20 protein-coding genes are annotated in these 24941 nt (G+C 63.2%); 11 read left to right on the top strand and 9 right to left on the bottom strand.

From position 1 onward, the window contains the following. The first annotated feature begins 3 nt into the window (after nt 1–3). Nucleotides 4–1452, top strand: a complete 1449-nt coding sequence (locus VKR55_RS28200; RefSeq protein WP_324408607.1) for a cobyric acid synthase — start codon at nt 4–6, stop codon at nt 1450–1452. On the opposite strand, the gene cobD is transcribed toward VKR55_RS28200, so the two are convergent. Beyond that, nucleotides 1441–2406, bottom strand: a complete 966-nt coding sequence (gene cobD, locus VKR55_RS28205; RefSeq protein WP_324408609.1) for a threonine-phosphate decarboxylase CobD — start codon at nt 2404–2406, stop codon at nt 1441–1443. The genes VKR55_RS28200 and cobD overlap by 12 nt on opposite strands. A gap of 9 nt (nt 2407–2415) precedes the next feature. Next, nucleotides 2416–3360, bottom strand: coding sequence for an adenosylcobinamide-phosphate synthase CbiB (gene cbiB / locus VKR55_RS28210; protein WP_324408611.1), 945 nt, complete (start codon nt 3358–3360; stop codon nt 2416–2418). Nucleotides 3361–3487: 127 nt separating this feature from the next. Between cbiB and cobU the strand changes: the two genes are divergently transcribed. Together cobU and cobS are read left to right on the top strand one after the other, a co-directional pair. Beyond that, nucleotides 3488–3991, top strand: a complete 504-nt coding sequence (gene cobU, locus VKR55_RS28215) for a bifunctional adenosylcobinamide kinase/adenosylcobinamide-phosphate guanylyltransferase (RefSeq protein WP_324408613.1) — start codon at nt 3488–3490, stop codon at nt 3989–3991. Between the two features lie 3 nt (nt 3992–3994). Continuing rightward, complete coding sequence (gene cobS, locus VKR55_RS28220; RefSeq protein ID WP_324408615.1) at nt 3995–4765, top strand: adenosylcobinamide-GDP ribazoletransferase; 771 nt, start codon at nt 3995–3997, stop codon at nt 4763–4765. A 55-nt stretch (nt 4766–4820) separates the two neighbouring features. On the opposite strand, the gene VKR55_RS28225 is transcribed toward cobS, so the two are convergent. Next, nucleotides 4821–5498, bottom strand: a complete 678-nt coding sequence (locus VKR55_RS28225; RefSeq protein WP_324408617.1) for a TetR/AcrR family transcriptional regulator — start codon at nt 5496–5498, stop codon at nt 4821–4823. Between the two features lie 180 nt (nt 5499–5678). On the opposite strand from VKR55_RS28225, the gene VKR55_RS28230 reads away from it, so the two are divergent. From VKR55_RS28230 to VKR55_RS28260, 7 genes are all read left to right on the top strand, one after another. Next, a complete protein-coding gene (locus VKR55_RS28230; RefSeq protein WP_324408619.1) occupies nt 5679–6887 on the top strand; it encodes an HlyD family secretion protein in 1209 nt (402 codons plus the stop codon). Nucleotides 6888–6891: 4 nt separating this feature from the next. After that, nucleotides 6892–8511, top strand: coding sequence for a DHA2 family efflux MFS transporter permease subunit (locus tag VKR55_RS28235; RefSeq protein ID WP_324408621.1), 1620 nt, complete (start codon nt 6892–6894; stop codon nt 8509–8511). Between the two features lie 103 nt (nt 8512–8614). Then, nucleotides 8615–9835 (top strand): serine hydrolase domain-containing protein, encoded by a 1221-nt coding sequence (locus VKR55_RS28240; protein ID WP_324408622.1) that lies wholly within the window; start codon nt 8615–8617, stop codon nt 9833–9835. A gap of 101 nt (nt 9836–9936) precedes the next feature. Beyond that, a complete protein-coding gene (locus tag VKR55_RS28245) occupies nt 9937–10989 on the top strand; it encodes a glycoside hydrolase family 16 protein (RefSeq protein WP_324408624.1) in 1053 nt (350 codons plus the stop codon). After that, nucleotides 10979–12448: a GH1 family beta-glucosidase gene (locus tag VKR55_RS28250; RefSeq protein ID WP_324408626.1), complete on the top strand. Its 1470-nt coding sequence runs from the start codon at nt 10979–10981 to the stop codon at nt 12446–12448. The genes VKR55_RS28245 and VKR55_RS28250 overlap by 11 nt, the downstream gene beginning before the upstream one ends. A 458-nt stretch (nt 12449–12906) precedes the next feature. Next, nucleotides 12907–14136, top strand: coding sequence for an ABC transporter substrate-binding protein (locus tag VKR55_RS28255; RefSeq protein ID WP_324408628.1), 1230 nt, complete (start codon nt 12907–12909; stop codon nt 14134–14136). 465 nt (nt 14137–14601) lie between these two features. Beyond that, the gene (locus VKR55_RS28260) at nt 14602–14982 is read left to right on the top strand and encodes a hypothetical protein (RefSeq protein WP_324408630.1); all 381 of its coding nucleotides are present in this window, start codon (nt 14602–14604) and stop codon (nt 14980–14982) included. A 99-nt stretch (nt 14983–15081) separates the two neighbouring features. On the opposite strand, the gene VKR55_RS28265 is transcribed toward VKR55_RS28260, so the two are convergent. After that, nucleotides 15082–16587 (bottom strand): glycosyltransferase family 39 protein, encoded by a 1506-nt coding sequence (locus VKR55_RS28265; RefSeq protein WP_324408632.1) that lies wholly within the window; start codon nt 16585–16587, stop codon nt 15082–15084. Nucleotides 16588–18139: 1552 nt separating this feature from the next. On the opposite strand from VKR55_RS28265, the gene VKR55_RS28270 reads away from it, so the two are divergent. Continuing rightward, nucleotides 18140–19324, top strand: coding sequence for an MBL fold metallo-hydrolase (locus VKR55_RS28270; protein ID WP_324408633.1), 1185 nt, complete (start codon nt 18140–18142; stop codon nt 19322–19324). A gap of 194 nt (nt 19325–19518) precedes the next feature. Here VKR55_RS28270 and VKR55_RS28275 read toward each other — a convergent pair whose 3' ends face one another. From VKR55_RS28275 to VKR55_RS28295, 5 genes are all read right to left on the bottom strand, one after another. Continuing rightward, nucleotides 19519–20154, bottom strand: coding sequence for a TetR/AcrR family transcriptional regulator (locus VKR55_RS28275; RefSeq protein ID WP_324408635.1), 636 nt, complete (start codon nt 20152–20154; stop codon nt 19519–19521). A 202-nt stretch (nt 20155–20356) separates the two neighbouring features. Further along, nucleotides 20357–21607, bottom strand: a complete 1251-nt coding sequence (locus tag VKR55_RS28280; protein WP_324408637.1) for a multidrug effflux MFS transporter — start codon at nt 21605–21607, stop codon at nt 20357–20359. Nucleotides 21608–21726: 119 nt separating this feature from the next. Then, the gene (locus tag VKR55_RS28285) at nt 21727–22365 is read right to left on the bottom strand and encodes an aspartate/glutamate racemase family protein (RefSeq protein WP_324408639.1); all 639 of its coding nucleotides are present in this window, start codon (nt 22363–22365) and stop codon (nt 21727–21729) included. Between the two features lie 172 nt (nt 22366–22537). Next, nucleotides 22538–23551, bottom strand: a complete 1014-nt coding sequence (locus VKR55_RS28290; RefSeq protein WP_324408641.1) for an amino acid ABC transporter substrate-binding protein — start codon at nt 23549–23551, stop codon at nt 22538–22540. Between the two features lie 44 nt (nt 23552–23595). Further along, nucleotides 23596–24939: an aspartate aminotransferase family protein gene (locus VKR55_RS28295; RefSeq protein ID WP_414642476.1), complete on the bottom strand. Its 1344-nt coding sequence runs from the start codon at nt 24937–24939 to the stop codon at nt 23596–23598. Nucleotides 24940–24941: the final 2 nt, after the last annotated feature.

A 24941-nucleotide genomic window follows, 5' to 3' on the forward strand; every position in this document is an offset into this window, starting at 1 on the left:
ACGATGGCGCGCGCGATCATGATCCAGGGAGCGGGCTCGGACGTGGGCAAGTCGCTCGTCGTCGCCGGGCTTGCGCGCGCCGCAAAGCGGCGGGGGCTTCACGTACTCCCCTTCAAGCCGCAGAACATGTCGAACAATGCAGCGGTCACCGTCGACGGCGGCGAGATCGGTCGTGCGCAGGCGCTGCAGGCGCTCGCCGCGGGCGTCGAACCGCACACCGACATGAATCCGATCCTGCTCAAACCTGAGACCGATGTCGGCGCGCAGGTGATCGTGCAGGGCAAGCGCGTCGCCACCTTGCGCGCACGCGACTATGCGGCGCTGAAGCCGTCGCTGATGCCCGCGGTGCTGGAGAGTTTCGAGCGGCTCAAGGCGAAGTCCGATCTGGTGCTGGTCGAGGGTGCCGGCAGCCCGGCGGAAGTGAACCTGCGTGCCAATGACATCGCAAACATGGGCTTTGCGCGGCGCGCCGATGTGCCGGTAATCCTGGTCGGCGACATCGAACGCGGCGGGGTGATCGCGCAGATGGTCGGGATCAGGTCCGTGATCGATCCCGGGGATGACGCCGTTATTGCCGGCTTCATCATCAACAAATTCCGCGGCGATCCTTCGCTGTTCGACGATGGCTACAGGATGATCGCGGAGCGCACCGGCTGGCGCGGCTTTGGCGTGCTGCCCTATTTCGATCGCGCGCGCGAACTTCCGGCGGAAGACGCGCTCGGACTTGGCGAAGCGCGCAAGCCGGGACGGACAAAGATCGTGTTCCTCGCGCTATCGCGGATTGCCAATTTCGACGATCTCGATCCGTTGAAGCTCGAGCCGGACGTCGACCTCGTGATGGTGCGGCCCGGCGAAGCCATTCCCGGCGATACCACGCTCGTGATCATCCCCGGCTCGAAATCGACCCGCGGCGATCTCGATTTCCTGCGGAGCCAAGGCTGGGACGTCGATCTCCTCGCCCATGTCAGACGCGGCGGCCATGTGCTCGGGCTTTGCGGCGGCTATCAGATGCTGGGCCGGAGCGTTTTAGACCCCGACGGCATCGAAGGGCCGGCCGGCGAGACGCGCGGGCTAGAGTTGCTCGACGTAACAACGGTGATGACACCGGAAAAGAGCCTCACACGCGTCACCGCAATTCATGCCGAGACGACGCAGGCGATCGACGCCTATGAAATCCACATCGGCTGCACCGAAGGAGAAGACCGCGCCCGTCCCTTCGCGTTTGTCGGCGGCGCGCCGGAAGGCGCGATCTCGGCGGACGGACGCGTGCAAGGCAGCTATCTGCACGGGCTGTTCACATCGGATGAATTCCGGCGCGATTATCTGGCCCGCCTCGGCGTGTCCGCGGCCAACGAGAGCCATGGCGCGCGTGTTGAGAGCGCACTCGATGCGCTGGCCGATCACATCGAGCAGCATCTCGACGTCGATGGAATTCTCTCGCTAGCGCGCTGACAGCGCGGACGCGAGACGCTGCCATTCCGGTTCGTCGCCGGGCAAGCCCAGCCGCAGCCATCCGGGTTTGCCGCTGAAAACCCGCGACCAGATTTTTGCGCGCGCGAGCTGCTTTTGCGCGGCGACGGCATCGCCGGTCTCATAGAGACGAAACAGCGGCGTGCCGCCGTTGAGTTGCCAGCCTGCCGTCAGCACCAGCGCGTCGAGCCGCTCGGCATCACGTGAGAGCCGCGCCCGCGTGGCGTCCGCCCAATCGCGGTCGAGCAGCGCGCGCCGTCCGATCTCGATCGCGGCACCCGAGATCGGCCACGGACCGGCCATCGCAGCCAGAGCCGCAACATCCGCGCCGCCCAGCACAAAGCCGAGTCGCAGTCCTGCGAGCCCGTAGAACTTGCCGAAGGAACGCAGAATGAGGAAGCCCGGCCTTCCCGCCTCTGCCGCCAGCGACACGTCGGGCGCGGCATCGGCAAAGCTTTCGTCGACGACGAGACGCTTTACACGCGACGCCAGCGTGAGCAGCGCTTTCGGATCATACTCTCGGCCGTCGGGATTGTTCGGATTGACGACGACGGCGAGATCGGCGCCTGCGAGCGCGTCGAGATCATCTGCCTCTTCAACCTGCCAGCCCGCGGAGACAAGCACCGGCGCATACTCGTTATATGTCGGCGCGAGAACGCAAGCGCGGCCAGGCGGCGCGAGCTGCGGCAGCATCTGGATCGCGGCCTGCGCACCGGCAACTGCCAGCAGCGGCGCTTTCGTCGCATACGCTTGGCGCGCCGCCTCATGCAGCGCCTCGATCTCCGCGCGCGACGGCAGTGCAGTCCAGGATCGCTGCGGTAACGCGCCGATCGGATAGGGTTGCCGGTTGATGCCGGTAGAAAGGTCGATCCAGTCTTCGACGCGTCCGCCGAAGCGCTGGCAGGCCACATCGAGATTTCCACCGTGGTCCAGCATCTCTTGATCCTAGACGAGGGCGATCACGGCGAGAACCACGGCGAGCGCGAACATCGCGCCGACATAGAGCTCCAGCCCTCGCGTGATGTCGACGGCGGCGGGATCGCGCGCGCTGCCATTGAGCCACGGCTCATTGGCCATCGCGCCATTGTAGGAGCGCGGCCCGCACAAGCGGATTCCGAGCGCGCCCGCCATCGCGGCTTCGGGCCAGCCGGCATTGATGGAGCGGTGCTGCCGCGCGTCCTTCTGCATGCACGCCATCGCCTGCGACCGCTCGTTTCCCGCCAGAAGCGCGAAGAGGAATCCCGTAAGACGCGCCGGGACGAAATTCGCGGCGTCGTCGATGCGCGCGGCGGCCCAACCGAAGGCTTCATGCCGCGGGCTGCGATGGCCGATCATGGAATCGAGCGTGTTGACGGCCTTGTAGCCGACGATGCCGGGCAACCCGAACAGGACGCCCCAGAAGATGGGTGCGACGATGCCGTCGGAAGCATTTTCGGCGAGGCTTTCGATCGCGGCGCGGGCAATGCCGGCTTCATCGAGCGTGTCGGGATCGCGCCCTACGATCATCGACACCGCCTTCCGTGCCGCCTCGACATTAGCCGACCGGAGCGGATCGCGAACCGCCGCGACATGATCATAGAGCGAGCGGAACGCGACAAAGGGCCAGGCCAGAATGCCAGATAGCACTGCACCTCGCAGCCCGGAGGGCATCAGGCGCTGCATGGCCCAACCGGCCGCTGCCGCCAGCATGATAACAATCAGTGCGGCGGCAAGACCGGCACTCCGCCGCGTCGCGGGCGAATCGGATTCCCGGTTGGCGTAGGCATCCAACGCAGCAATGGCTTTGCCGATCCAGACCACGGGATGATCGATGCGCGCGAACAGGCGATCGGGCCAGCCCAGCAGGGCGTCCGTCGCCATCGCCACCACCATCGCGCCCGCAAATCCCACGCAAACCTCCCTTTACCCTCCCGTGATGCGAAGATTGTCGGTCCGGCGCAAGCCCTCACGCGACAAATTTAGCCGTTTGTCATCGCCCGCATTTGGTGATTAGTGCGGGATGGTAGACGGAGTAGCCATGGCCATCATCCTCGTGACCGGAGGTGCACGATCGGGCAAGAGCACGCGGGCCGAGGCGCGGGCGCGCGAATTTGTAGGCCAACCGGTCTACATCGCAACCGCCGAAACGCTCGATGCCGAGATGCGCGAGCGGATTGCGTGTCACCGCGCGCGCCGCGGCAACGATTGGCTGGAGCGCGAGACCCCGCTCGAGCTGGTCGCGGCGCTTGACGAAACCGATGGCGCCGGCGCGCGTTTGGTCGATTGCCTGACGCTTTGGCTCTCCAATTTGATGCACGCGGAGCGCGATTGGGAAAAAGAGGGCTCGCGCCTTGTGGACGCGCTGGGCCGCCAGCAAAGCCCGGTCGTGCTGGTCACCAACGAGGTCGGGCTCGGTATTGTGCCCGAAAACGCGCTGGCGCGGCGTTTCCGCGATGCGGCCGGAATCCTGAACCAGGCGGTCGCGCGCGCAGCCGACGAAGTCGAGCTTGTGGTCGCGGGTTTTCCGATGCGGGTGAAGTAGACGATGACTGACTACAAGGAGAACCTGCAGAACCTGGTCGCCGATTTGCGGATCGGTCTTTCTCTATGCACGCGCCTGCCGGTCGGCCCCTCCGAGGCAGTTGGCGAAGGGGACATCGCAAGCGCGAGTTGGACCTTCCCGATCGCGGGACTTCTGGTCGGACTCGTCGGCACGCTGGTCTATTGGATCGCCGTGCGCACCAACACCGCGCCGCAGCCGGCCGCGGCGCTGACGCTCGCCGCAATCCTGCTCCTCACCGGCGCGATGCACGAGGACGGGCTTGCCGACACCGCCGATGGATTCGGCGGCAAGACGCGCGAGCGGAAGCTCGAGATCATGCGCGATAGCCGGATCGGCACCTTCGGCGCCTGTGCGCTTGCGATCTCGCTGTTGCTGCGCTGGAGCACGATCGCCGACATTGCCGAGCCGCGCTTTGTCGCGACCGCGCTGATTTCGGCCCATGTGGCAGCGCGGGCCTGCCTGCCGGCCTTCATGTACCTCGTTCCACCGGCGCGCGCGGACGGCCTTTCGGGCAGCGCCGGGCAGCCGCCATTTCCCAGCGTGATCGCAGCACTCTTGCTCGGCATCGTCTGCCTCCTGTTCGCATTCGGGCCGACCGGAACGGTGGTCACGCTATTGATGCTGCTTCTGGCCGCGCTCGTGCTTGCGCGACTCGCGATCCGGCAGTTCGGCGGACAGACCGGCGACGTGCTGGGGGCAATGGAGCAGATCGCGGAAATCGTCGTGCTGGTGGTCGCGGCATCACGATTCTGAACGGCGACCCGCTCGAGGCCGTCGGCCTCGTTCTCGTGCGCTTGTCTGAAAGCGATCAGCGCCGGCAGCCCTGCAAGAACAGCCTGGCGCAGGCTTGTGCGCGCCGCTTGCGCTCCTCCGCGGTCGGCGCCGGCTGGTGGCCGTACATGACCGAGCGCTGCGGCTGGAAGACAAGCATGCCGAGCAGCATGCCGGCAGCGGAATCCGCATCGTCAAGCACGATCGCGCCGCGTTTCTGCTGGGACCGAAGCCAACTCGCCAGCGTCTCCTGTGTGCGCGTGATCGCCTTGCGGAAAAATGTCTCGGCGATATCGGGAAACTTGTCGCTGTCGGCGAGAATAAGCCGCTGTATCGCCATCACCTCAGCATCGAGTATCAGATCAGCGAAAACGGTCAGCGCCTCCGTAAGCTGTGCCTCGACGTCGCTGCCGTCGCAGGCGCGCAATCTCACGACCGAGACGAAGTCGTCGATCCGCTGCGTCACCATTGCTTCGAACAAGGCGGCCTTGTTGGGCAGCAGGCGATAGAGCGTCTTGGTCGAGACGCCGGCGCGCCGCGCCACATTCTCCATGCTGGTCGCCGCATAGCCGCTATGGGCAAATTCGTGCCGCGCAGCCTCGAGGATCAGCGCACGCGTTTCATCGTCGGAGCGTAGCTGCGGCCGTCCGCGGCCGCGCCGCGGCTCGTCGGCCGCCTCGCTCACGTCACCAGCATCCGCCTTCACATTTGTCATGGTCCGCCTTCGGAATTGTCATGCCATCGAGCCATGCTTTTGCATGATGTCTGTCATCCTATTGACAGTCCGAATATGCGCTCTATTTTGGAAAACGTCAAGTTTCCAAATTAATCCTTGTGTTCAACGGAACCAAATTTCCGTTTATTTGCAAGGGGATGATCCAAAAGGAGGGCTATCATGAGCCGTCATTCCACCGCCTTCGAGGCCGAACAGGAGGTCGCCGCTGCAGCCGTCGAAGGCCTGCGCGCCGAGGATCACAACAATGTGGTCGTGGCCGCGGCGCCAAAGGCCCGCGACATCAAGGGACAATTGCGGCGGCTGTTGATGGCCGGCGCCGCGGTCGCCGTGTTGTCGGGCGCCGCCTGGTACGGCTGGGATTACTGGACCGTCGGCCGCTTTCTCGTCTCGACCGACGACGCCTATATAAAGGCTGACAACACCACCATCGCACCGAAGGTTTCGGGCTATCTGACCGAGGTGCTGGTCGGCGACAACGAGCGCGTCAGGGCGGGCGAGGTGCTGGCGCGGATCGATGACCGCGACTTCAGCGTGGCGCTCGATCAGACCAAAGCTGACGTCGCGGCGGCGAAGGCGACCGTTGCCTCCAAGCAGGCGCAGCTCGACGTACAGCAGGCCGTGATATCAGCGGCGAAGGCAACAATCGAGGTCGACACCGCGACCAAGACCTTCGCGAACCAGGAGAACAAGCGCTACACCGATCTCGCCGCTACGGGTTTCGGCAGTGTGCAGAACGCACAGGCCGCGCAATCGCGCAACGCCGGTGCGGAAGCCGCGATCCAGCGCGACACTGCCAATCTCAAGTCCGCCGAAAAGCAGGTCGACCTCCTCAAGGCCGAGCTGGCGCAGGCGGTGGCGGCCTCCGCACGCGCTGCCGCTCTGCAGCGCCAGGCCGAGCTCAATTTGAGCTACACCACGATCACCGCGCCGATCGATGGCGTGGTCGGCAACCGCACGCTGCGCACCGGCCAGTTCGTGCAGGCCGGCACGCAATTGATGTCCCTGGTGCCGGCGAGCGGCGCCTACATCATCGCGAACTTCAAGGAGACCCAGCTCACCCACGTTCAGCAGGGGCAGAAGGTCGACGTCAAGGTCGACATGTTCCCGGGCCAGATCGTGCACGGCCATGTCGACAGCCTCGCGCCAGCCAGCGGCCAGGAGTTCGCGCTGCTGCCGCCGGATAATGCCACCGGCAACTTCACCAAGGTGGTGCAGCGCATCCCCGTGAAGATAGCGCTCGAAGGCGGCACGCCGATCGAGCTGCGGCCGGGCATGTCGGTCATCCCGACCATCGAAACGAAAGCGCAGCAAAATCCGGCCAAGACGCCTGCGTCTCCAAAGATCGCCTACGCCAGCCCGCAGAGGTGACGCCATGAGTGCCCTCGCCCTTTCATCCCCCGCGCCTGTCCCGCGAGCCGCTGCACAAGCGTCGCGACAAAACCCGGACCGCGCCAGCGCTGCGGTGTGGATCGCCATTCTCGCGGCGATGATCGGCGCCTTCATGGCGATCCTGAATATCCAGATCACCAACGCCTCGCTGCTCAATATCGAGGGCGGCATCGGCACCGGCGTCGACAACGGCTCCTGGATCTCGACCTCGTATCTGATCGGCGAGATCGTGGTGATTCCGCTCACCGACTATCTCAGCCGCGTGTTCTCCTTCCGCAAGATCATGCTCGCCCATGCCACGCTGTTTGCGGTCTTCTCGATCGCCTGCGCCTTCACCCACGATCTGCCGTCGATGATCGCGATGCGCGGCCTGCAGGGCTATTTCGGCGGCGTGCTGATCCCGATGGCTTTCACGCTGGTCTTCACCAAGCTGCCGAAAGCGCAGCAGCCGATCGGCTTGGCCATGTTCTCGATCGCCGTCACGTTTGCGCCCGCGATCGGGCCGACCATCGGCGGCTATCTCACCGAGAATTACGGCTGGCAGACCATCTTCTTCGTCAACGTCATTCCGACCGCTGTCATGGTGACGATGCTCTATTTCACGCTGGAACGTCAGCCGATGCAGCTTGGCCTGCTCCGCGAAGGCGACTGGTTCGGCATTGCCACGATGGCGGTCGGCCTCTCGGCGCTGCAGGCGGTGCTGGAGGAAGGCAACAAGGACGATTGGTTCGGCTCGCCTTTCATCGTCAAGCTCGCCGTCACTGCCGCGATCAGCCTGTCGCTGTTCGTTGCCAACGAGCTTATCGTCGAAAAGCCGCTGCTGCGCCTACGGCTTCTCGCCAACCGCAATTTCGGCATGGGCACGACTGCGGCGACCTTCCTCGGCTTCGGACTGTTCGGCTCGATCTATCTGCTGCCGGCCTATCTCGGCCAGGTGCAGGGCTATAATGCGGAGCAGATCGGCCAGGTTCTCGCCTGGACAGGCCTGCCGCAGCTCGTCCTGATTCCGCTGGTGCCGAAGCTGATGCAGCGGATCGATGCGCGCTATCTCGCGGCCTTCGGCATCCTGCTGTTCGCCACCTCTTCCTTCATGAACACCACCATGTCGCTGGACTATTCCGGCGACCAGTTCTGGATTCCCAATATCGTCCGCGCCGTCGGCCAGGCGCTGACCTTGGCGCCCTTGAGCAACGTCTCGCTCGGCAGCGTCGCGCCGCAGGACGCGGCGGCCGCGTCCGGCATTTCCAACATGATGCGCAATCTGGGCGGTGCGATCGGAACCGCCGTGCTCGCCACCATCGTGACCAAGCGCGAGCAGTTCCACTCCAACATCATCGGCCAGTCGGTCGATCTCGGCCGCGAGGAAGTGCGCAACCGGATCGCCCAGATGACCAACTATTTCCTGAGCCATGGCGTGGCCGATCCGGCCGCCGCCCACCAGCAGGCCATCATCGCACTGGGCAAGGTGGTCAAGCGCCAGGCCCTGGTGCTGGGCTTTGGCGACACCTTCATGGTGCTCGGCGTGGTGCTTTTGCTCTCCGCGGCGGCCATCCTGCTGACGCGGAAGGCGAAGGCCACGGCGGCGGGCGCCGGCGCGCATTAGACAACGGCAGCCAAATCGCCTTATATTCGCGCCGGAGCATCACCAGCCTCTTGAGCCCATGCCAATGACGGGGACGCTCAGCCGCCGCGGTGCCTTGCAAACAATGGCCTTGGCCGGTGCGGGCGCAATGCTCGGCGCGCCCTCGCCCAGCCTCGCTGCTGCCGCACCCGTTCGCAACCATGCGCTCGACGTGATCCTGAAGCACGGCGTCGACGCGAGGGACGTGCCGGGCGTCGTTGCCATGGCCGCGACCGAGAACTCCATCATCTACCAAGGTGCGTTCGGACCGCGCTCTGTCGGCACTGCGGCAAAGATGTCGCCCGACACCGTGTTCCGCATCGCCTCGATGGTGAAGCTGCTCACATCGGTCGCCGCGATGCAGCTTGTCGAGCGCAACAAGCTCAAGCTCGATGGACCGGCTGAGACGATCGATCCGGAGCTTGGCTCTGTTCCTGTGCTCAATGGCTTCGACAACAAGGGCGTGCCTCAAATGCGCCCGCCCCGAAAGCCGCTCACGCTGCGCAACCTGCTCACGCATACCTCCGGCTTCAGCTATCCTCTCTGGGACGCCGAGGTCGTCCGCTACCTGAAATGCTGCCGGACCGACAAGACGCTCCCGCACAGGCCGCTGACCTTCGATCCCGACACGAAATGGGCCTATGGCAGCAGCATCGACAATGTCGGCCGGTTGGTGGAGATCGCAAGCGGCATGCCGCTCGAGCGCTATTTCCATGAAAACATCACCGGCCCGCTCGGCATGCACGACACCACCGTCAATCTCTCGGCCAGCCAGCGTGCGCGCGAGGCCAGCGTGCACAGGCGCAACGCTAACGGCAGCTTCAAGGCCGAGCCGCAGGAGAAGCCTACGGTCGTCACCTCGTTCACGGGCGGCGGCGGCATCTATTCCACCGCGCCCGATTATCTGACCCTGCTCCAGGCGCTGCTCAATGGCGGAAGCCTGCGCGGCACCACGCTGCTCAAGCCCGAGACGGTGGCGCTGATGTCGGAGAACCAGATCGGCGACCTCGAAGCCGGCATCATGAAGACCACCAATCCGGCACTCTCTAGCGACGTCGATTTCTTTCCACACGTGCGCAAGCGCTGGAGTTTCGGCCACATGATGACGCTCGATCCAGTGGCTGGCGGCCGCAAGGCGGGCAGCCTGACCTGGGCCGGCCTGCTCAACACCTACTACTGGATCGATCCCGCCTCCGGCATCGCCGGCGTCATCATGATGCAGGTGTTGCCCTTCGCCGATGCACCCGCGCTGAAGCTTTATCGCGCCTTCGAGCGCGGCGTCTATCACGCCATCAAAGCCGCGTGACTTGGCCACGCCTTATTTGTGATTATTTCATCCAAGACGTCGCAGCGGCCGGAGAATAGTGTGATGCCGGGATGGCAAGATATCCAGCAAGAGAAGCAGCGTTGAGACTGAAGCTTCTTGTCCTGATCGGCTGCCTGGTGTCCGCGCCGCCCACTTTCGCGCAAGACCCTCTGGCGGACGCGCCGCGAAAACTTTCGCTTGCAGCAACGCGCGAACCGGTCAGTGCCCAATGCCGCCGGGTCGAGAACGCCGGTCCCTCAAACCTTGCTCCCGTCGTCCTGCGCCGCACCTTCAATGATGATTTCAACGTGCATCCGCTCGCGCACGGACGGTGGGTGCCGCATTACGCCGGCGGCGCGATGTGGCCCGAGGCGCAATACTGGGGCGGCAGCACCTCGCAGCTCAGGCGCCAGACCAAGCCCAACGGCGAGCAGCAGATTTATGTCGATCCCCGCTATGCGGGGCTTGCAAAAAAGCCGCTCGGGCTCAATCCGTTTCGAGTCCGCAACGGCGTGCTGTCGATCGTCGCAAGCCGCACGCCGCCCGAGCTGAAGCCGGTGCTGTTCAACAATGCCTATATCTCGGGCATCCTGACCACGCAGGGCTGGTTCTCGCAGAAGTACGGATATTTCGAGATCCGCGCGAAGGTTCCGGTCGGCACCGGCGTCTGGCCCGCGTTCTGGATGCTCGCCGATGATGGCGGCTGGCCGCCGGAGATCGACGTCCTGGAAGGACGCGGGCAGCGTCCGGGTGACCTCGTGATGACGACCCATTGGCGCATTCCCACAACCCAGAAGATCGAGTCCTGCGGCTTCGACTTCCAGCTCGCGGACGCCGCGCTGGCCTTCCACAATTACGGTATGCTGTGGGCGCAGGACCGGATAATCTACTTCATCGACCGCAAGCCGGTGTCCGATATCAAGGTCCCGATCGGCTTCGATGATCCCATGTACATGATCGTCAACCTCGCCATGGGCTCGAAATGGTTCGGCGGCGTCGGCGTCGTCGACGGCGAGTCGCCGGAGATGGTCGAATTCCAGATCGACCGGATTTCGGCCTACCAGATCGATCCGTTCCAGCCGTATAAGCCACCGCAACCGCAGGGTGCTCAGCCGATCAAGGCGAGTTTCGAGGGAGAAAGCGATGCCCGGTAGGTTCTCGCGCCGGAATTTTGCCAGGCTTGCCGGCCTTGCCGGTTTTTCGATGGTTTCGCCGGCCGCGGCGAAGGACAGCCGCACGAGCGCGGCCAACGAAAAAAGCGCGCCCGCGAGCTTCCCGGACGGCTTTGTCTGGGGCACGGCGACATCGGCCTATCAGATCGAAGGCGCGGTCCACGAAGACGGGCGCGGTCCCTCGATCTGGGACACCTTCAGCCACACGCCGGGCAAGATCGATGACAACACCAACGCCGATCGCGCCAATGATCATTATCACCGCTACAAGGAAGACGTCGGCCTGATCAAGCAACTTGGCGCAAAGGCCTATCGCTTCTCGATCGCCTGGCCGCGCGTGTTTCCGAACGGCGACGGCGCCCCCAATCCGAAAGGCCTCGATTTCTACAACCGCCTGATCGACGAGTTGCTGGCCCGGGGCATCGAGCCCTATGCGACACTCTATCACTGGGATCTGCCGCAATCCCTGCAGGACCGCGTCGGCGGATGGCGGTCGAGCGACACATCAAAGGCCTTCGGCGATTATTCCGGCTATGTCACCGAGCGGCTGAGCGACCGCGTGAGAAACTTCTTTACCATCAACGAGTGCGGACGCTTCCTCAATTTCGGCTATGGCTGGGGCATCGACGCGCCGGGCCTGAAACTGCCGACCGGCGAATTGAACCAGGCCCGTCACAACGTCGTGCTGGGCCACGGCTTCGCCGTGCAGGCGATCCGCGCCCACGCGCGCGCCGGCACGCGCGTTGGCCTTGCGGAGAACATCGCCGCCTGCGTGCCTGCGATCGACACGCCGGAGCATGTTCGCGCCGCCGAGATCGCCATGCGCGAACTGAACTCCGGCGTTCTGGGCGTGATCCTGGAAGGAAAGTACACGGAAGGCTATCTCGACTACGCCGGCAAGGACGCGCCGAAGTTCAACGCGGAAGAATTGATGATCATCGGCTCGAAGATCGATTTCGTCGGCCTCAACATCTATACCCCGCAATGCTACATCGAGCCAAAGGACAAGGGGGCAGGCTTCCACATCCTCCCCTTCCCCGCCTCGTTTCCGCACATGCAATCCAAGTGGCTGCTGATCGCTCCCGAAACAGCGTATTGGGCGCCGCGGCTGACGGCAAAGATCTGGAACGTCGATACCATCTATATCAGCGAGAACGGCACCTCGTCGGACGACAAGATCGCGGCCGACGGCAAGGTCTACGACCTCGACCGCATCATGTACCTCCGCAACTACCTGATGCAGCTGCAGCGTGCGATCGCCGATGGCGCGCCGGTCCGCGGCTATTTCCTCTGGAGCCTGATGGACAATTTCGAGTGGATCTGGGGCTTCGAGCAGCGCTTCGGACTCTACCACGTCGACTTCCAGACACTGGAGCGGCTCCCGAAGCTCAGCGCAGAGTTCTACCGCAACGTGATCGCGACGAACGCGGTGAGCTCGTGACGGGGTGCTAGCGCCGCTCCCATCGCGCCGGCACCCGATCCGATTCAAACTGTCAAACGGCCGCGCCGTCATTGCGAGGAGCGATAGCGACGAAGCAATCCATACTGCATCGGCGGAACCAGTGTGGATTGCTTCGCTGCGCTCGCAATGACGAGCAACCACCGTCCCGCGACGCGTTTTGCGCCCGAGTACGGAAGCACAATATTTTCCGCGGAGGGGCTTGAGGATCCAGGGCGCGCAAACGCTGCACACCTCTCTCGACCAAAAAGCGTCCTGACGCAGCTTATGAAGGATTACGGTCAGCAACATTGACTGATCGCGAGCCGCGTCGAAAGCGCACGCGAAGCGGCGCTCATCGATATCGACAGGGCGTGATGGAGGGTATTCAATGTCGGACAAGAGACCCGCAAGAGGTCCCGCGACAGACGCATTCATTGATTTCAATAGGGAGAAACGAAATGTCCTTCGTCACGCGACGATTGGCGGCGTTTTCAACCGCCCTCATCGTGCTTGCTGCCAGCGGAAGCAGCGCGCCTGCCCAGAAGAAATACGATCCGGGCGTTACCGATACGGAGATCAAGATTGGCAACATCATGCCTTACAGCGGGCCGGCGTCGGCCTATGGCGTGATCGGCAGGACCGAGGCGGCTTACTTTCGCAAGATCAACGCCGAAGGCGGCATCAACGGCCGCAAGATCAACTTCATTTCCTATGACGATGCCTACAGCCCGCCAAAAGCGGTGGAGCAGGCGCGCAAACTGGTCGAGAGCGACGAAGTTCTCCTGATCTTCGACCCGCTCGGCACACCTTCGAACACCGCCATTCAAAAATACATGAATGCGAAGAAGGTGCCGCAGCTGTTTGTCTCCAGCGGCGCGACCAAATGGAATGATCCGCAGAACTTCCCGTGGACCATGGGCTGGCAACCTAACTACCAGAGCGAGGCACGGATCTACGCGCGGTATATCTTGACGAATAAGCCGAACGCTAAGATTGGCGTGCTCTACCAGAACGACGATTACGGCAAGGACTATCTCAAAGGCCTGAAGGATGGCCTCGGCGACAAGGCCGCGTCGATGATCGTTGCCGCGGACGCCTATGATGTGGCCGAGACAACCGTCGACTCGCACGTCGTCAAGATGAAATCGCTGAATGCCGACGTGTTCGTCGATGTCGCCACACCGAAATTCGCTGCGCAGGCCATCAGAGAGATGGCCGAGATCGGCTGGAAGCCGCTGCACATCCTCAACAGCGTCGCCACCTCCATCGGCGCCGTGATCAAGCCGGCCGGCTTTCAGAACGCGCAAGGTATCATCTCGGTCGCCTACCTGATGGACCCGCTCGACCCGACATGGAAGGATGATCCGGGCATGAAGGCGTTCGACGAATTCCTGGCCAATTATTTTCCCGAAGGCAACCGGGCCGACAGCCTGCTGGTGACCGGCTACAATGAGGGCCAGACGCTGGTTCAGGTGCTGAAGCAGTGCGGGGACAATCTCACGCGCGAGAACGTGATGAAACAGGCCGCAAACCTCAAGAAGTTTCGAACCACGAATCTGCTGCCCGGCATCACGATCAACACCAGCCCGATTGATTTCGCGCCGATCAAGCAGGTCAGGCTCAGGAGGTTCGAGGGCCAGACATGGGTGCTGTTCGGGCCGCTGCTCAGCAGCGAAGTCGGCGGGTAGGTCCGGTCAACCTGATTTCGCATGGAGGAGCGTCGTCGCGAGTGACGATCAACTCGCGTCTCGACCGCTGCAGGGACATGACGAGATTCGGACCGGAGCGATAGAGGATGGCTTCGCCCATTGCGGACGGCGCGCAGGTCCCTCCTTCCAATGGCAGTCCCCGCGCAACCCGCCTTTGGCCAATGGCGCGGGGGACCATGTGACTTCGCCATCCGCGGCACCGGCCTTCGCCTACCGCCTTCGTCGAAGGCGGACTTCGGTGGTCAACGGTGTGGCTCCGCCGGGCTTAGGCGTTACTCGTCGGTTGACCCTCCGCGTCCATCGCATCCCGCAAGCCAACACGCGTGCGGGTCGGCCGCGACGGCCGGCGGCGCAGCGTTCAGCCAATCGCTGCCCTGTCCATCGGCGCGATGGAGGAACCTGCTTGCGCGATCCCGGTTGTTCCCGCTTCTACGGGAGGAGCTTGTGAGGAAAGCCCTCTACGATAGCGAAAGCCTCGACATGCGCAGGCCTGTAACGGCGCTCAAGATCGCACTCGGTATTGTGCTCTGCTTTTCGGCTGCAGAGGATTTGCAGGGGCAGGCGTGCCAGGGCTGCATTTGCAGCGGCAGCTCGGATGTGCATCCAGCGACAACCCTGCAGGAATGCATTCACGGATGCTCGACGCTCCAGCTTGTATGCACCGGAAGAGACATCCTGCCGACGACGACTGTCATCGGCCTTGGATTTGGCGGACAACCCAAAAGCGTGCCAAAGGACTGCACGATCCGACGTGTGGCAAATGGAGGGATGCTTACCGACAAGCCGGCATCCGGCTGTCCTAAGGGACACGACGGCAAACATTGATTGTCGGCCTGCCGCGCTGCGGTCCGGCAAACGATCCGCCTCGATCCAAGAGTCGAGAGATGGGAGATCACCAACCAGCTTTGCGCACAAACCCACAATTCACCGGGGGGACGGCGCGGTCGTCGGCCCTGCGGCAGGCGGCACCATGATGGCGGTGAAGCGCTGGCTGACGCCGCGCAGACCCAATAGCGTTGATTGAACGCCGAACTCGGACTTGACGAACCGCGGAGCTCGCGCCGCGAGTTGCTCCATGGCAGCGACACAAGCGGCATCTTCACCAAAGCACAAGGCTGCCCATCCGACCTCGAGGGCGGAGGGATCTGGCAAATGCCCGCCACTGGAGTTGACAAGGCGCCTCGTATAGACGGGGTGGTCGGGGCTGTAGAATGCGACCGCAAAAGCGAGGTCATCGTCGCCGCCGACAGCGGAAAGCGCGGTATCGAACTGCGCGTGCCATTGCCCGGTCAATTCTGCCGCGGCCTTCCGATAGAAATTGCGGCCCTCGTGCAGTGGGTGGTTGTTTCGATAAAGGGCATGAACCGGCGCGACCAGGACGACTGCCAGTAACGCTATGCCGATGACAGTGACCGCGAGATTGACGGAATAAAAGCGCTCAATCGGATAGCTGGCGGCGCAGACGATCAAGATCGCGAACAGGAAAAGGCCCTGCAGAGCCCAAATTGGTTCCATGTCGGTTCGCAGCACCAGCGTCGTGATAACGGGAAAGACGATCGTTCCGACGCTGACGAGAAACAGCAACCATAGGCCGGGGTTCATCGCCCGGAAGTCCTGAGGAAACCTCTTGAGCCGTTCTCCCGCGATCAGAACCCAGGCCGCTGCAGGGAGCGCAAGGACCATCGCAACGCCCGGGATGAAAAGCAACGCTTCGCTCAGTGCGCGAGCAACGGGCTTACCAGCATGCGTGAGCGCATAAGAGCATGGCTTCGCTCCTGTCGTTGCCAGCCAATACAAATGCGGTCCGAGCGCAACAAGGCCGATAGTCAGCGAAACCCAAGGCGCCGAAGAGCGAAAATAAGCGCGCCGCTGTGGATGCAAGATCGCGGCGACAACGAAACTGGCAATCAAAAAAGCCGAATAATATTTGCCAAGCATTGCAAGGGCGGCAGCAGCGCCGGCAGCGGCGGCCCATCCGGCTTGGCGCGTTTCGAATGACCGCAGGAAGCAATAGGTGGCCAACGGCCAGGTCGCGAGAAGAACCGCGTTCGCATTGAACCGCTGCGCATGAACCTGGTAGGTCGGCAGCAGCATCAGAAGCAGCAGCACCACCAGTCTCTTGTCGCCCCTTGTGAAGCGGCGCGAAATGAGATCGACGATCCACAATGCGACTGCCGAATTGACCAACGCCATCAACTGGAAGGACCAGTTGCTGAGTGGAAAAATCGACGTCCAGGCCCGCGCGACCCACCCCATCAGCGGTGGGTGTTTAGAGGAGCCCCATTCAAGGCTGCGCCCGAGCGTCCATGTTTCCAGAACATCCGGATGCAGATCGCCGTTGAAATATGCGATTGAGAGAAACGCCTGCCAAACTGCGACGAACCCAATGAGCAAAAGCGGAATGGCCCAACCTGCCTCGATACCGTCCATCCACCTTAGAAAGGGACGTCGCCAACGCGCCGGTGACGCTTCTGAGCGAGCAGCCATTGCCGAGAAGCGAGCACAAACCGGAATCCAAATTCGTTGCAGGAAGAGGCTAAGCAAGTTGGCGTTCCTCTCCCGCTGCGCGAAACAAATTCAGGCCGTTTCTAGAGAGCGGTTGGCCGAGATCGATCCCGTCGATTCAATCCCGCGCTGTCCCGATGATGACTGCAAGCCTGCACCCAGGAGCGCGCAGGCGCTCGAGGCACTGTTTGGCCGTCGGTCTTGGGACGCCTGAGATGGAGCGAGGCGAACTTGATGCTTCGCTCTCCGCCGTATGCATGGGGGTCTCGCGCCGAAGGACCCAGCTCATCGCGCAAGCCGCGCCTCTCAGCGCCTGCCGGATGGTCGTGTTGAACGTCCGGTCGTCTTCGATTGGCAGAACGCGCATCGTCGGGTCCTTGCGCAGGAGGGGATAAAGGCCGACAATTCTTGCGCCCCAGACTTAGTGCAGACTTAGGGCGATCTGCAGCGCGAAGAGGGCCTTGGCAGAATTGCCGATAAGCGAATCCGCGTGCCCGAAACGCAACTCGGTCCCGCCGTCCTTACTTGCGACTGCCGATCAGGTGATCGAATGACCGTGACCATTTAGCTGGCCGAGCGCGTCTGATTTTTTTCGACATCAACCAGCACCTCTTTATCGATGCACGTTACACGTTAGACTGTCGGCCCAGGCGTCGTTGCAATCTGACAACCTCGAACAGTGGCGTAACCGCCATGGTCGTGACGTGTCGCAGCATCAGACGGATTGCTGCAGCTCCGCTTGCAGCCACATTCTCACCATGCCAACCCTGAAGAGCAGCGCATCGGGCCGCGAGCCGAGGCCTTCCGCCGATCGCAGAAGAGTTCGTCCTATGGGCGCTGCTGCTCCCGATTCTGGCCTGTGTCGCCAGACCGCTCGTCGAGAGGCCCCTGATCCTGGCTGTCTTCAAGAAGCGCGCGACGGCCTCCGGCAAAATCCTTTGAAGCATTGAAGGAAACGCGATGACAATGAGGAGAAACGCCATGACAAGACTTCCGTCGATCAGCCCTGGAAGGCAGCTGGTGGTGCTGGGCCTCACCGCACTTGTGCTGGCTGCAAGCATACCCACCACGGGCGCCGTCGTCTGCGCCCGCGGGGTCGATCGCGCCGGATGCGTTGCACCTCATGGAGCGGTGGTGGTCAGACGGCCCATTCACCCCTACCCTGTTTCTCACCACGGGTGTTATTGGCGCGCCGGCGTGCGAATCCGTCGGTGAATAGCCCAGCGCCTGTCGGAAGCGTGCCAAAGGATTGCACGATCCGGCCTGTAGCAAACGGAGGGATGCGACAAGCCCGCATCCGGCTGTCCTAAGGGACACGACGGCAAACATTGATTATCGGCCCGCCGCGCGGCGATCTGGTAAACGTGTGCGACCGTGCAATCGCGCCTGCGGCGGAACATCCCACACCCGGCGGCATTACATGCGGTCGCTATGAACGAAACCGCTGTCGATCCGCTTCGCTCAGGGCTCTTCCAGTATGCAAACCGCGGATCGTGGCGATCCGGCATTTCATCGGTGGCGGCGGAAAAACGCCAGTGCAGTTGATGAGCATGTCGAACTGACTCTGTCAACCGAGATAGGCGGAGTTGAAATGACTTCGTCAGTTGATAGAGTGCCCAAATCAATTCGGAAAACGTCATGGGGTCGGAATCGCATGTTGTCATTATCCTCGACAATGAGGAAGGGGTTGGTGGCTCTTGTCATCGCGTTCGTGGCTGGAGCGAGCAGGGCCGAAAGCGGGGCATCCCAGGAAACCGTCGCGGCGCACGTGATGGCCGCGACGCGCGCTGCGGGCGACGATCTAAAATCGCTGATGTCTCTTTGCAAGCCGGCGCCGGCTCAGAGACCGTCGCAAGAGCAGGTCGACAAGCTTCTCGCAAAAGCCATTGCCGAGCCCAGGCCGTCTCCGGGAAAGGCCTTCGACAATCTCTACTTTGTCGGCGCCAAATGGGTCAGCTCATGGGCCATCAAGACGTCCGACGGCATTATTTTGATCGACGCCTTGAACAATGCCGATGAGGCAGAATCCCAGATCGTGGGCGGTCTGCGCAAGCTCGGCATGGATCCGGCGCAGATCAAGTACATCATCGTGACGCACGCACACGGCGATCACTACGGTGGCGTTCCCTTTCTCGTGCAGAAGTACCACCCGCGCGTCGTCATGAGCGCCGCCGACTGGACCATGACTGAAACCCAGCTCGAGTTTACGTCCCCGCTCTGGCCCGCGCCTCCAAAGCGCGACATGGCCGTGAACGACGGCGACGAAGTCCGGCTAGGTGACACCACTATCAAGCTCTACCTGACACCCGGTCACACCATGGGTACGCTGTCGCCCGTCTTTGACGTGCGAGATGGCAAGAGTACGCATCGCGTGATGCTTTGGGGCGGAACGGGATTCAATTTTGGCAAGGATTTGCCGCGGCTCGCAAGCTACATCGACAGCACGGCGCGCATGCAATCGCTGGCGACGCAGCAGCATATCGACGTGCTGATTTCGAACCATTCAGGTTTCGACAATGCATTGCAGAAACTCGCCTCGATCCAAGCCGGCTCTGCACAGCCCAACCCGTTCGTTATGGGAACTCCGGCGGTCGAGCGCGCGCTGACTGCGATGCGCGAGTGCGCTGAAGCTAATCGCGACCGCTTCGAGCTGGAGCCCTGATTGGAGACGGCTTCCAATGGTGGATCAGAGAGAGCAAGCAGGCAGGATCGTTCCAGGGCTGCGGGCGCGTTGGCAGGCCAAGCTCTGCTACGAATTGCCTGAGAGCTTCGGACGCACGAACCGTCCCAACGCGAGCGCCAGTTCCTTCTGTGCTTCTTCCGTCGCCGGCTCGTTGTAGTGAAGCACGCCGGGCATCATTGCGCCGCGTCATGCGGCTTGAGATAAAGTCGGAGAAAGGCGACCGTAGCGTCGTGAGCGCGGCGCGTGATCTCGCGCGCGGACGGTCGATCGGCGACACCGAGCAGCAGGCTGACCAGCAGGCTGCCCCACAGCAGCCCGTAAAATTGTTCGGCCATTTCACCCACCTCTCCGTCGAGAAGTCCGGCCGATCGGGCCTGATCCATGAGTCCCCGCAAGGCGGTCCGACTGGTCCCGCGACCGATCGAATCCAGAGCCCGCGCAACCTCGGGCGCACGGACCGCCTCTGCGATCGCGAGTCGAAACACGCCGATCACCGCGGGGTCGCTGATCTCGCGCAGAAGGCGGACTCCGAAAGAAGTCAGCGTCGCGCCAAGAGTTTTCCGGTCGCGCGGTACCGGCAAATCGGCCGGCATCTGGAGCCGCCTGGCCCGCGCGCCGATGCATGCAGCAAGCAACTCGTCCTTGTTGCCGACCAGCGCATAAAGCTCTCGCTTCGAGACCCGTGCGCGCGTTGCGATTTCAAGCGTGCTCGTCCCCGCGTAGCCGGATTCCCGGAACGCCGAGAACGCGGCCTCGAGGATGCGCCGGCGAACCGGGGTTTCCTCCGCCTCTTTCTGAAGCTGTTTCACATCGATCTCGAATTCTTTCGCTTGATTAGGTACCACAGAGTACCATCGGCCCGGTAGGATATGGTACCAATAGGTACCGCGTCAAGACGCGCGACGGTGCGATCCACACCGGACTGATCGGCGCGGGCGGCACGGCTGCACGAACGCCCTCCCCGACTATCCGCGGCGAGCGGCCCGCAAGCCTTGCGGGTTTCCGTGAAACTTACTTGATCGGCGCGTGATGCGGCTGGAACAGCCGGCCCTTTTCGGTCACCGCCGCAATCGCGAGCGCGACCAGCGCACAGATGAAGAAGCCGGTCGCGAACGGCACCAGCGTGCCGTCATAGCTCTGGCCGATCGCCATGCCGACGCCGATGCCGAGCAGCGTCGTGATCGAGCCGTAGAGCGACGAGGCCGTGCCGGCAATGTTGCCGTGCGGCTCCATGGCGAGCGCCGTGAAGTTCGCCATCATCAGCCCGAAGGCGAACATCATCAGCGCCGACAGCACCATGAACAACGGCAAGGGCAGCGCGTGCAGCTTCACGGCCAGCAACATCGCCGCGGCAACAAGCGCGTAGCCGATCAGCGCGCCATGCGACATCACGCGCATGCCGAGACGCCCGACCAGGCGCGCGTTGACAAAGCCCGCGATCGCAACGCCGACCGCCACGGCCGCGAACGCGAGCGGGAAATAGTGACCGAGCCTGTAGATGTCGGTGAACACCTGTTGCGACGAGAACACGAAGGCGAACATCGCGCCCCAGACACCGCCGCAGGCGAACGCATAGCCGAGCGTCTGACGATTGGTGATAGTCTGCCGGAACGCAGACAACACTTCGCGCACCGCGAGCGATTTGCGCATGTCCGTCGGGAGCGTTTCCGGCATGCGCAGCGCGCTCCAGATCAGCGCCATCATGCCGTAGAGCATGAGTGCGATGAAAATGCCGCGCCACTCTGAAAGCAGCAGCACCGCCTGTCCGAAGGACGGCGCGACCACCGGCACCGCAATGAAGACCATCATCGCAAGCGACATCACATGCGCCATGCGCCGACCGGCATAACAGTCGCGGACGATCGAGGTGGCGATCACGCGCGTCGCGGAGGTGCCGAGCCCCTGCAGCGCCCGGGCCAGGAGCAGCAGCTCGAACGACGGCGCGGCGATCGCAAGCAGGCTCGCGACGGAATAGAGGATCATCCCGCCAAGCAGCACCGGCCTGCGGCCGAAACGATCCGCCAACGGCCCCATCGCGAACTGGCCGACGCCGAAGCCGGTCAGGAACGTCGACAGCACAAGCTGCGCGCGATTGGCGTCAGTCAGCGCGAAGGCGGAGCGGATGTTCGGCAGCGCCGGTAACATCATGTCCATTGCCAGCGGGTTCAGCGCCATGATGGCGGCAATGGCGACAACGAATTCCGGAAAGCCCATCGGGCGATGGCCTGAGGAGACCCAGGCATCGGCATTGATTTCAGTCACGAAGCAACCTCTTGCAGAGGCTGCATTTAATCGACCGTGCTGCGGCGCACAACGCGCGATTTGGGCATGGGTGGGTGGCGGCGCCGGACTAGGTCGCCCAATTTATCGGCACAAGCTGCCTAACCGGCAACGCCGAGCATGCCTTTCAGCTTCATTACGGCGCTGTCGGGCGTTGTCAGCACCGGCCTGCCTGTGGCCTCAGCAACCTTCTCGGCCGCCGGCGCCATGCTGTATTGCGCGAGCGCGATGACGTCGCAGTCGCGCAAATCCTTCGCGGCTTCCGTCACAAGACGGTCATGCTCGGCGCGATCGCCGCGATCGAGGGCAGCCAGCGCACCTTCCGCAAGTTTCGGCACGAGCGCGATGGATGCGGGAAACTCCCGGGGCATCGAGGCCAGCGTCGGCGGAAATGACGATAACAGCCCGACCTTGCGGCCTGCTTTCGCGGCCTGCTCGATCATCGCCTCGTTCGGCTTCAACACCGGCATCGGCGCATGCGCGCCGGCCACCGCCTCGATGCAGGGACCGAACGCCGAGCAGGTGAAGAGGATGCCGTTGGCGCCGGTGCGCGCCGCATAGTTTCCGATCGCGAGGAAACGTTCGGTCATGGCATCGGTGAGCTCGCCGTCGCGCGCGAGATCGGCCGACAGGCTGTCATCGAGCAGGTTCATCAGCCGCGCTTCCGGCCAGAGCTTGGCGAAGGATGCTTCGATCGGGACGATCGAATGCTTCAGGGCATGAACGAGCGTGATGCGCATGATGGATCGGTGCTTCTTCTCCCTCGCCCCGCTCTTCGCGGGGAGAGGGTTGGGGTGAGGGGCTGCTTCCGCCCAAACGGTGAGAAACGGACTCGCGGAGAGCCCCCTCACCCGATCGCTTCGCGATCGATCTCTCCCCGCGAAGAGCGGGGAGAGATGAACACACGTGTCCTTACTTGAACTGCAGGGCGTACATCAAGCCGCCCTTGGTCCAGAGTCCATTCAGCCCGCGCTCGAGGTGCAGCGGGCTGGTCTTGCCGACATTGCGCTCAAAGATCTCGCCGTAATTGCCGCCCGCCTTGATTGCCTGCTGCATCCACTTGTTGTCGAGCCCCAGCCGCGAACCAAAATCGCCGGAGATGCCGAGCAGGCGCTGCACGGCGGGCGCATCCGACTTTGCCTTCTCGTCGACATTGGCCTGGGTCACGCCGAGCTCTTCCGCCTCGACGAGACCGTAATGCAGCCAGGCGACGATATCGGTCCAGACCTCGTCGCCATTGCGGGTGAACGGACCGAGCGGCTCCTTGCTGATGGTGATCGGCAGCACGACATAGTCGGCCGGATTGGGCGCGGCGGTGGCGACCGCGCCGGCGAGCGCGGAAGCGTCCTGGGTCATGGCGTCGCAGCGGCCGCCGAAGAAAGTCTGGTACATGGTGTCGACGCGGTCGAACACCAGCGGCTTCCAATCGATGCCGTTGGCGCGACCGTAATCGCCGAGCGTGACTTCGTGCGTGGTGCCCTGCGCGACGCAGACGGTCGCTCCTTTCAAATCCTTCAGCTCCTTGACGCCGGCGTCCTTCTTCACGACAAAGCCCTGACCGTCATAGAAGTTGATCGGTCCCTGCCTGAGGCCGAGCGTCGCGCCGCGCAAGAAGGTCTCCGTCGAGTTGCGATAGAGCACGTCGATCTCGCCCGACTGCAGCGCGGTGAAACGGTTCTGCGCGGTGAGCGCGACGTAGCGCACCTTGTTCGGATCGTTGAAGATGCCGGCGGCAAGCGCGCGGCAATAGTCGACGTCAAGTCCTTTGAAATTGCCTTGCGAATCCGGCATCGAGAATCCGGCAAAGCCGGTCGAGACGCCGCACACCAGCGTGCCGCGCTGCTTGATGGTGTCGAGCGTGGCCGCCGAGGCACTCGAAACGCCAACGGCAAGCAACGCTGCAGTCGTAATCACTCCCCACTTCATTGCACTCTCCTCCTGGTTATCAACTTTTTTAGTGACCTGTCTTTCTAGTGACCTGCACTTTTCAACGCACTGTCGACCGCGCTACCCAGCCGATCGACAATCATGTCGATATCGGCAGGCGTGCAGATATAAGGCGGCGCCAGCAACACATGGTCGCCATTCTTGCCGTCGGCCGCGCCGCCCGACGGATAGCAGCCGAGGCCCCCCTCGAACGCCGCCGCCTTGATCTTCTGATGAAGCTTCAGACCTGGATCGAAGGATTTTCGCGTGGCGCGGTCCTCGACCAGCTCGATGGCCTGGAACAGGCCGCGGCCCCTGATATCACCGATATGACGGTGATTGCCGAAGCGCTCGATCAGCCGCCGCTCCAGATGTTTTCCCAGCTCCTTGACGCGATCGAGCAAGTTCTCCTCGGCGATCACGCGCTGTACCTCGAGCGCGGCAGCACAGGCCATCGGATGTCCCAGATAGGTATGGCCGTGCTGGAACGCGCCCGAGCCCTGCCGGATCGCGTCGACAATACGGTTTGTCGTGAGCATCGCGCCGATCGGCTGATAGCCGCCGCCCAGCCCCTTGGCGACGGCCTGGATGTCGGGCGCAACGCCCTCCTGCTCCCACGCATGCATCGTGCCGGTGCGGCCCATGCCGCACATGACTTCATCGAGGATCAACAGCGCGCCGTGCCTGTCGCAGATCTCGCGCACCGCGCGGAAATAACCTTCCGGCGCGGTCACCGCACCCGCGGTCGCGCCGACCACGGGCTCGGCGATGAACCCGGCAACCGTGTCGGGCCCGAGCCTGAGGAATTCGGCATCGAGCTCTGCCGCCAGCCGCGCGATGAAATCCGCCTCTGATTCGCTGTCTCGCTTCTCATGATAGGCGAAAGCCGGCGTGACATGGCTGAAGGACGGCGACAACAGCGGCGCATAGGGCTCGCGCCGCCACGCATTGCCGCCGGCCGACAGCGCGCCGAGCGTGTTGCCATGATAGCTCTGCCGGCGCGCGATGAAGTGCGCCCGCTTCGGCTCGCCAACCTCGATGAAATATTGCCGCGCGATCTTGATCGCGGCCTCGATCGCTTCCGATCCGCCGCTGACGAAATAGGTATAGGCAAGCCCGCCGGGCTCATGGCCGACCAGATGATCGGCGAGCGTCTCGGCCGCTTCCGAAGAGAAGAAGGCGGTATGCGCATAAGCAAGCTTCGACGCCTGCTTCGCCATCGCCTCCAGCACGCGCGGATGCTGATGGCCGAGGCAGGACACCGCCGCCCCGCCGGATGCATCGAGCACCTTGCGGCCGTCCTCGCGGATCAGCCAGATGCCCTCGCCGCCGATCGCCTTGGGCGGCGTCTCGCGCAGGCTTCGATGCAGGACGCGGGTGGTGGCCATGG

It is taken from the genome of Bradyrhizobium sp., assembly GCF_035309285.1.
Classification (GTDB): Bacteria; Pseudomonadota; Alphaproteobacteria; order Rhizobiales; family Xanthobacteraceae; genus Bradyrhizobium.

Bases quoted from the DNA above. Each gene is read 5' to 3' on its own strand.
- VKR55_RS28265 (WP_324408632.1), bottom strand. From the start codon at position 16,587: ATGGACGGTATCGAGGCAGGTTGGGCCATTCCGCTTTTGCTCATTGGG.
- VKR55_RS28250 (WP_324408626.1), top strand. From the start codon at position 10,979: ATGCCCGGTAGGTTCTCGCGCCGGAATTTTGCCAGGCTTGCCGGCCTT.
- VKR55_RS28240 (WP_324408622.1), top strand. From the start codon at position 8,615: ATGGCCTTGGCCGGTGCGGGCGCAATGCTCGGCGCGCCCTCGCCCAGC.
- VKR55_RS28285 (WP_324408639.1), bottom strand. From the start codon at position 22,365: ATGCGCATCACGCTCGTTCATGCCCTGAAGCATTCGATCGTCCCGATC.
- VKR55_RS28270 (WP_324408633.1), top strand. From the start codon at position 18,140: ATGCAAACCGCGGATCGTGGCGATCCGGCATTTCATCGGTGGCGGCGG.
- VKR55_RS28200 (WP_324408607.1), top strand. From the start codon at position 4: ATGGCGCGCGCGATCATGATCCAGGGAGCGGGCTCGGACGTGGGCAAG.
- cobS (WP_324408615.1), top strand. From the start codon at position 3,995: ATGACTGACTACAAGGAGAACCTGCAGAACCTGGTCGCCGATTTGCGG.
- VKR55_RS28235 (WP_324408621.1), top strand. From the start codon at position 6,892: ATGAGTGCCCTCGCCCTTTCATCCCCCGCGCCTGTCCCGCGAGCCGCT.
- VKR55_RS28295 (WP_414642476.1), bottom strand. From the start codon at position 24,939: ATGGCCACCACCCGCGTCCTGCATCGAAGCCTGCGCGAGACGCCGCCC.
- cobD (WP_324408609.1), bottom strand. From the start codon at position 2,406: ATGCTGGACCACGGTGGAAATCTCGATGTGGCCTGCCAGCGCTTCGGC.
- VKR55_RS28225 (WP_324408617.1), bottom strand. From the start codon at position 5,498: ATGACAAATGTGAAGGCGGATGCTGGTGACGTGAGCGAGGCGGCCGAC.
- VKR55_RS28255 (WP_324408628.1), top strand. From the start codon at position 12,907: ATGTCCTTCGTCACGCGACGATTGGCGGCGTTTTCAACCGCCCTCATC.
- VKR55_RS28230 (WP_324408619.1), top strand. From the start codon at position 5,679: ATGAGCCGTCATTCCACCGCCTTCGAGGCCGAACAGGAGGTCGCCGCT.
- VKR55_RS28290 (WP_324408641.1), bottom strand. From the start codon at position 23,551: ATGAAGTGGGGAGTGATTACGACTGCAGCGTTGCTTGCCGTTGGCGTT.
- cobU (WP_324408613.1), top strand. From the start codon at position 3,488: ATGGCCATCATCCTCGTGACCGGAGGTGCACGATCGGGCAAGAGCACG.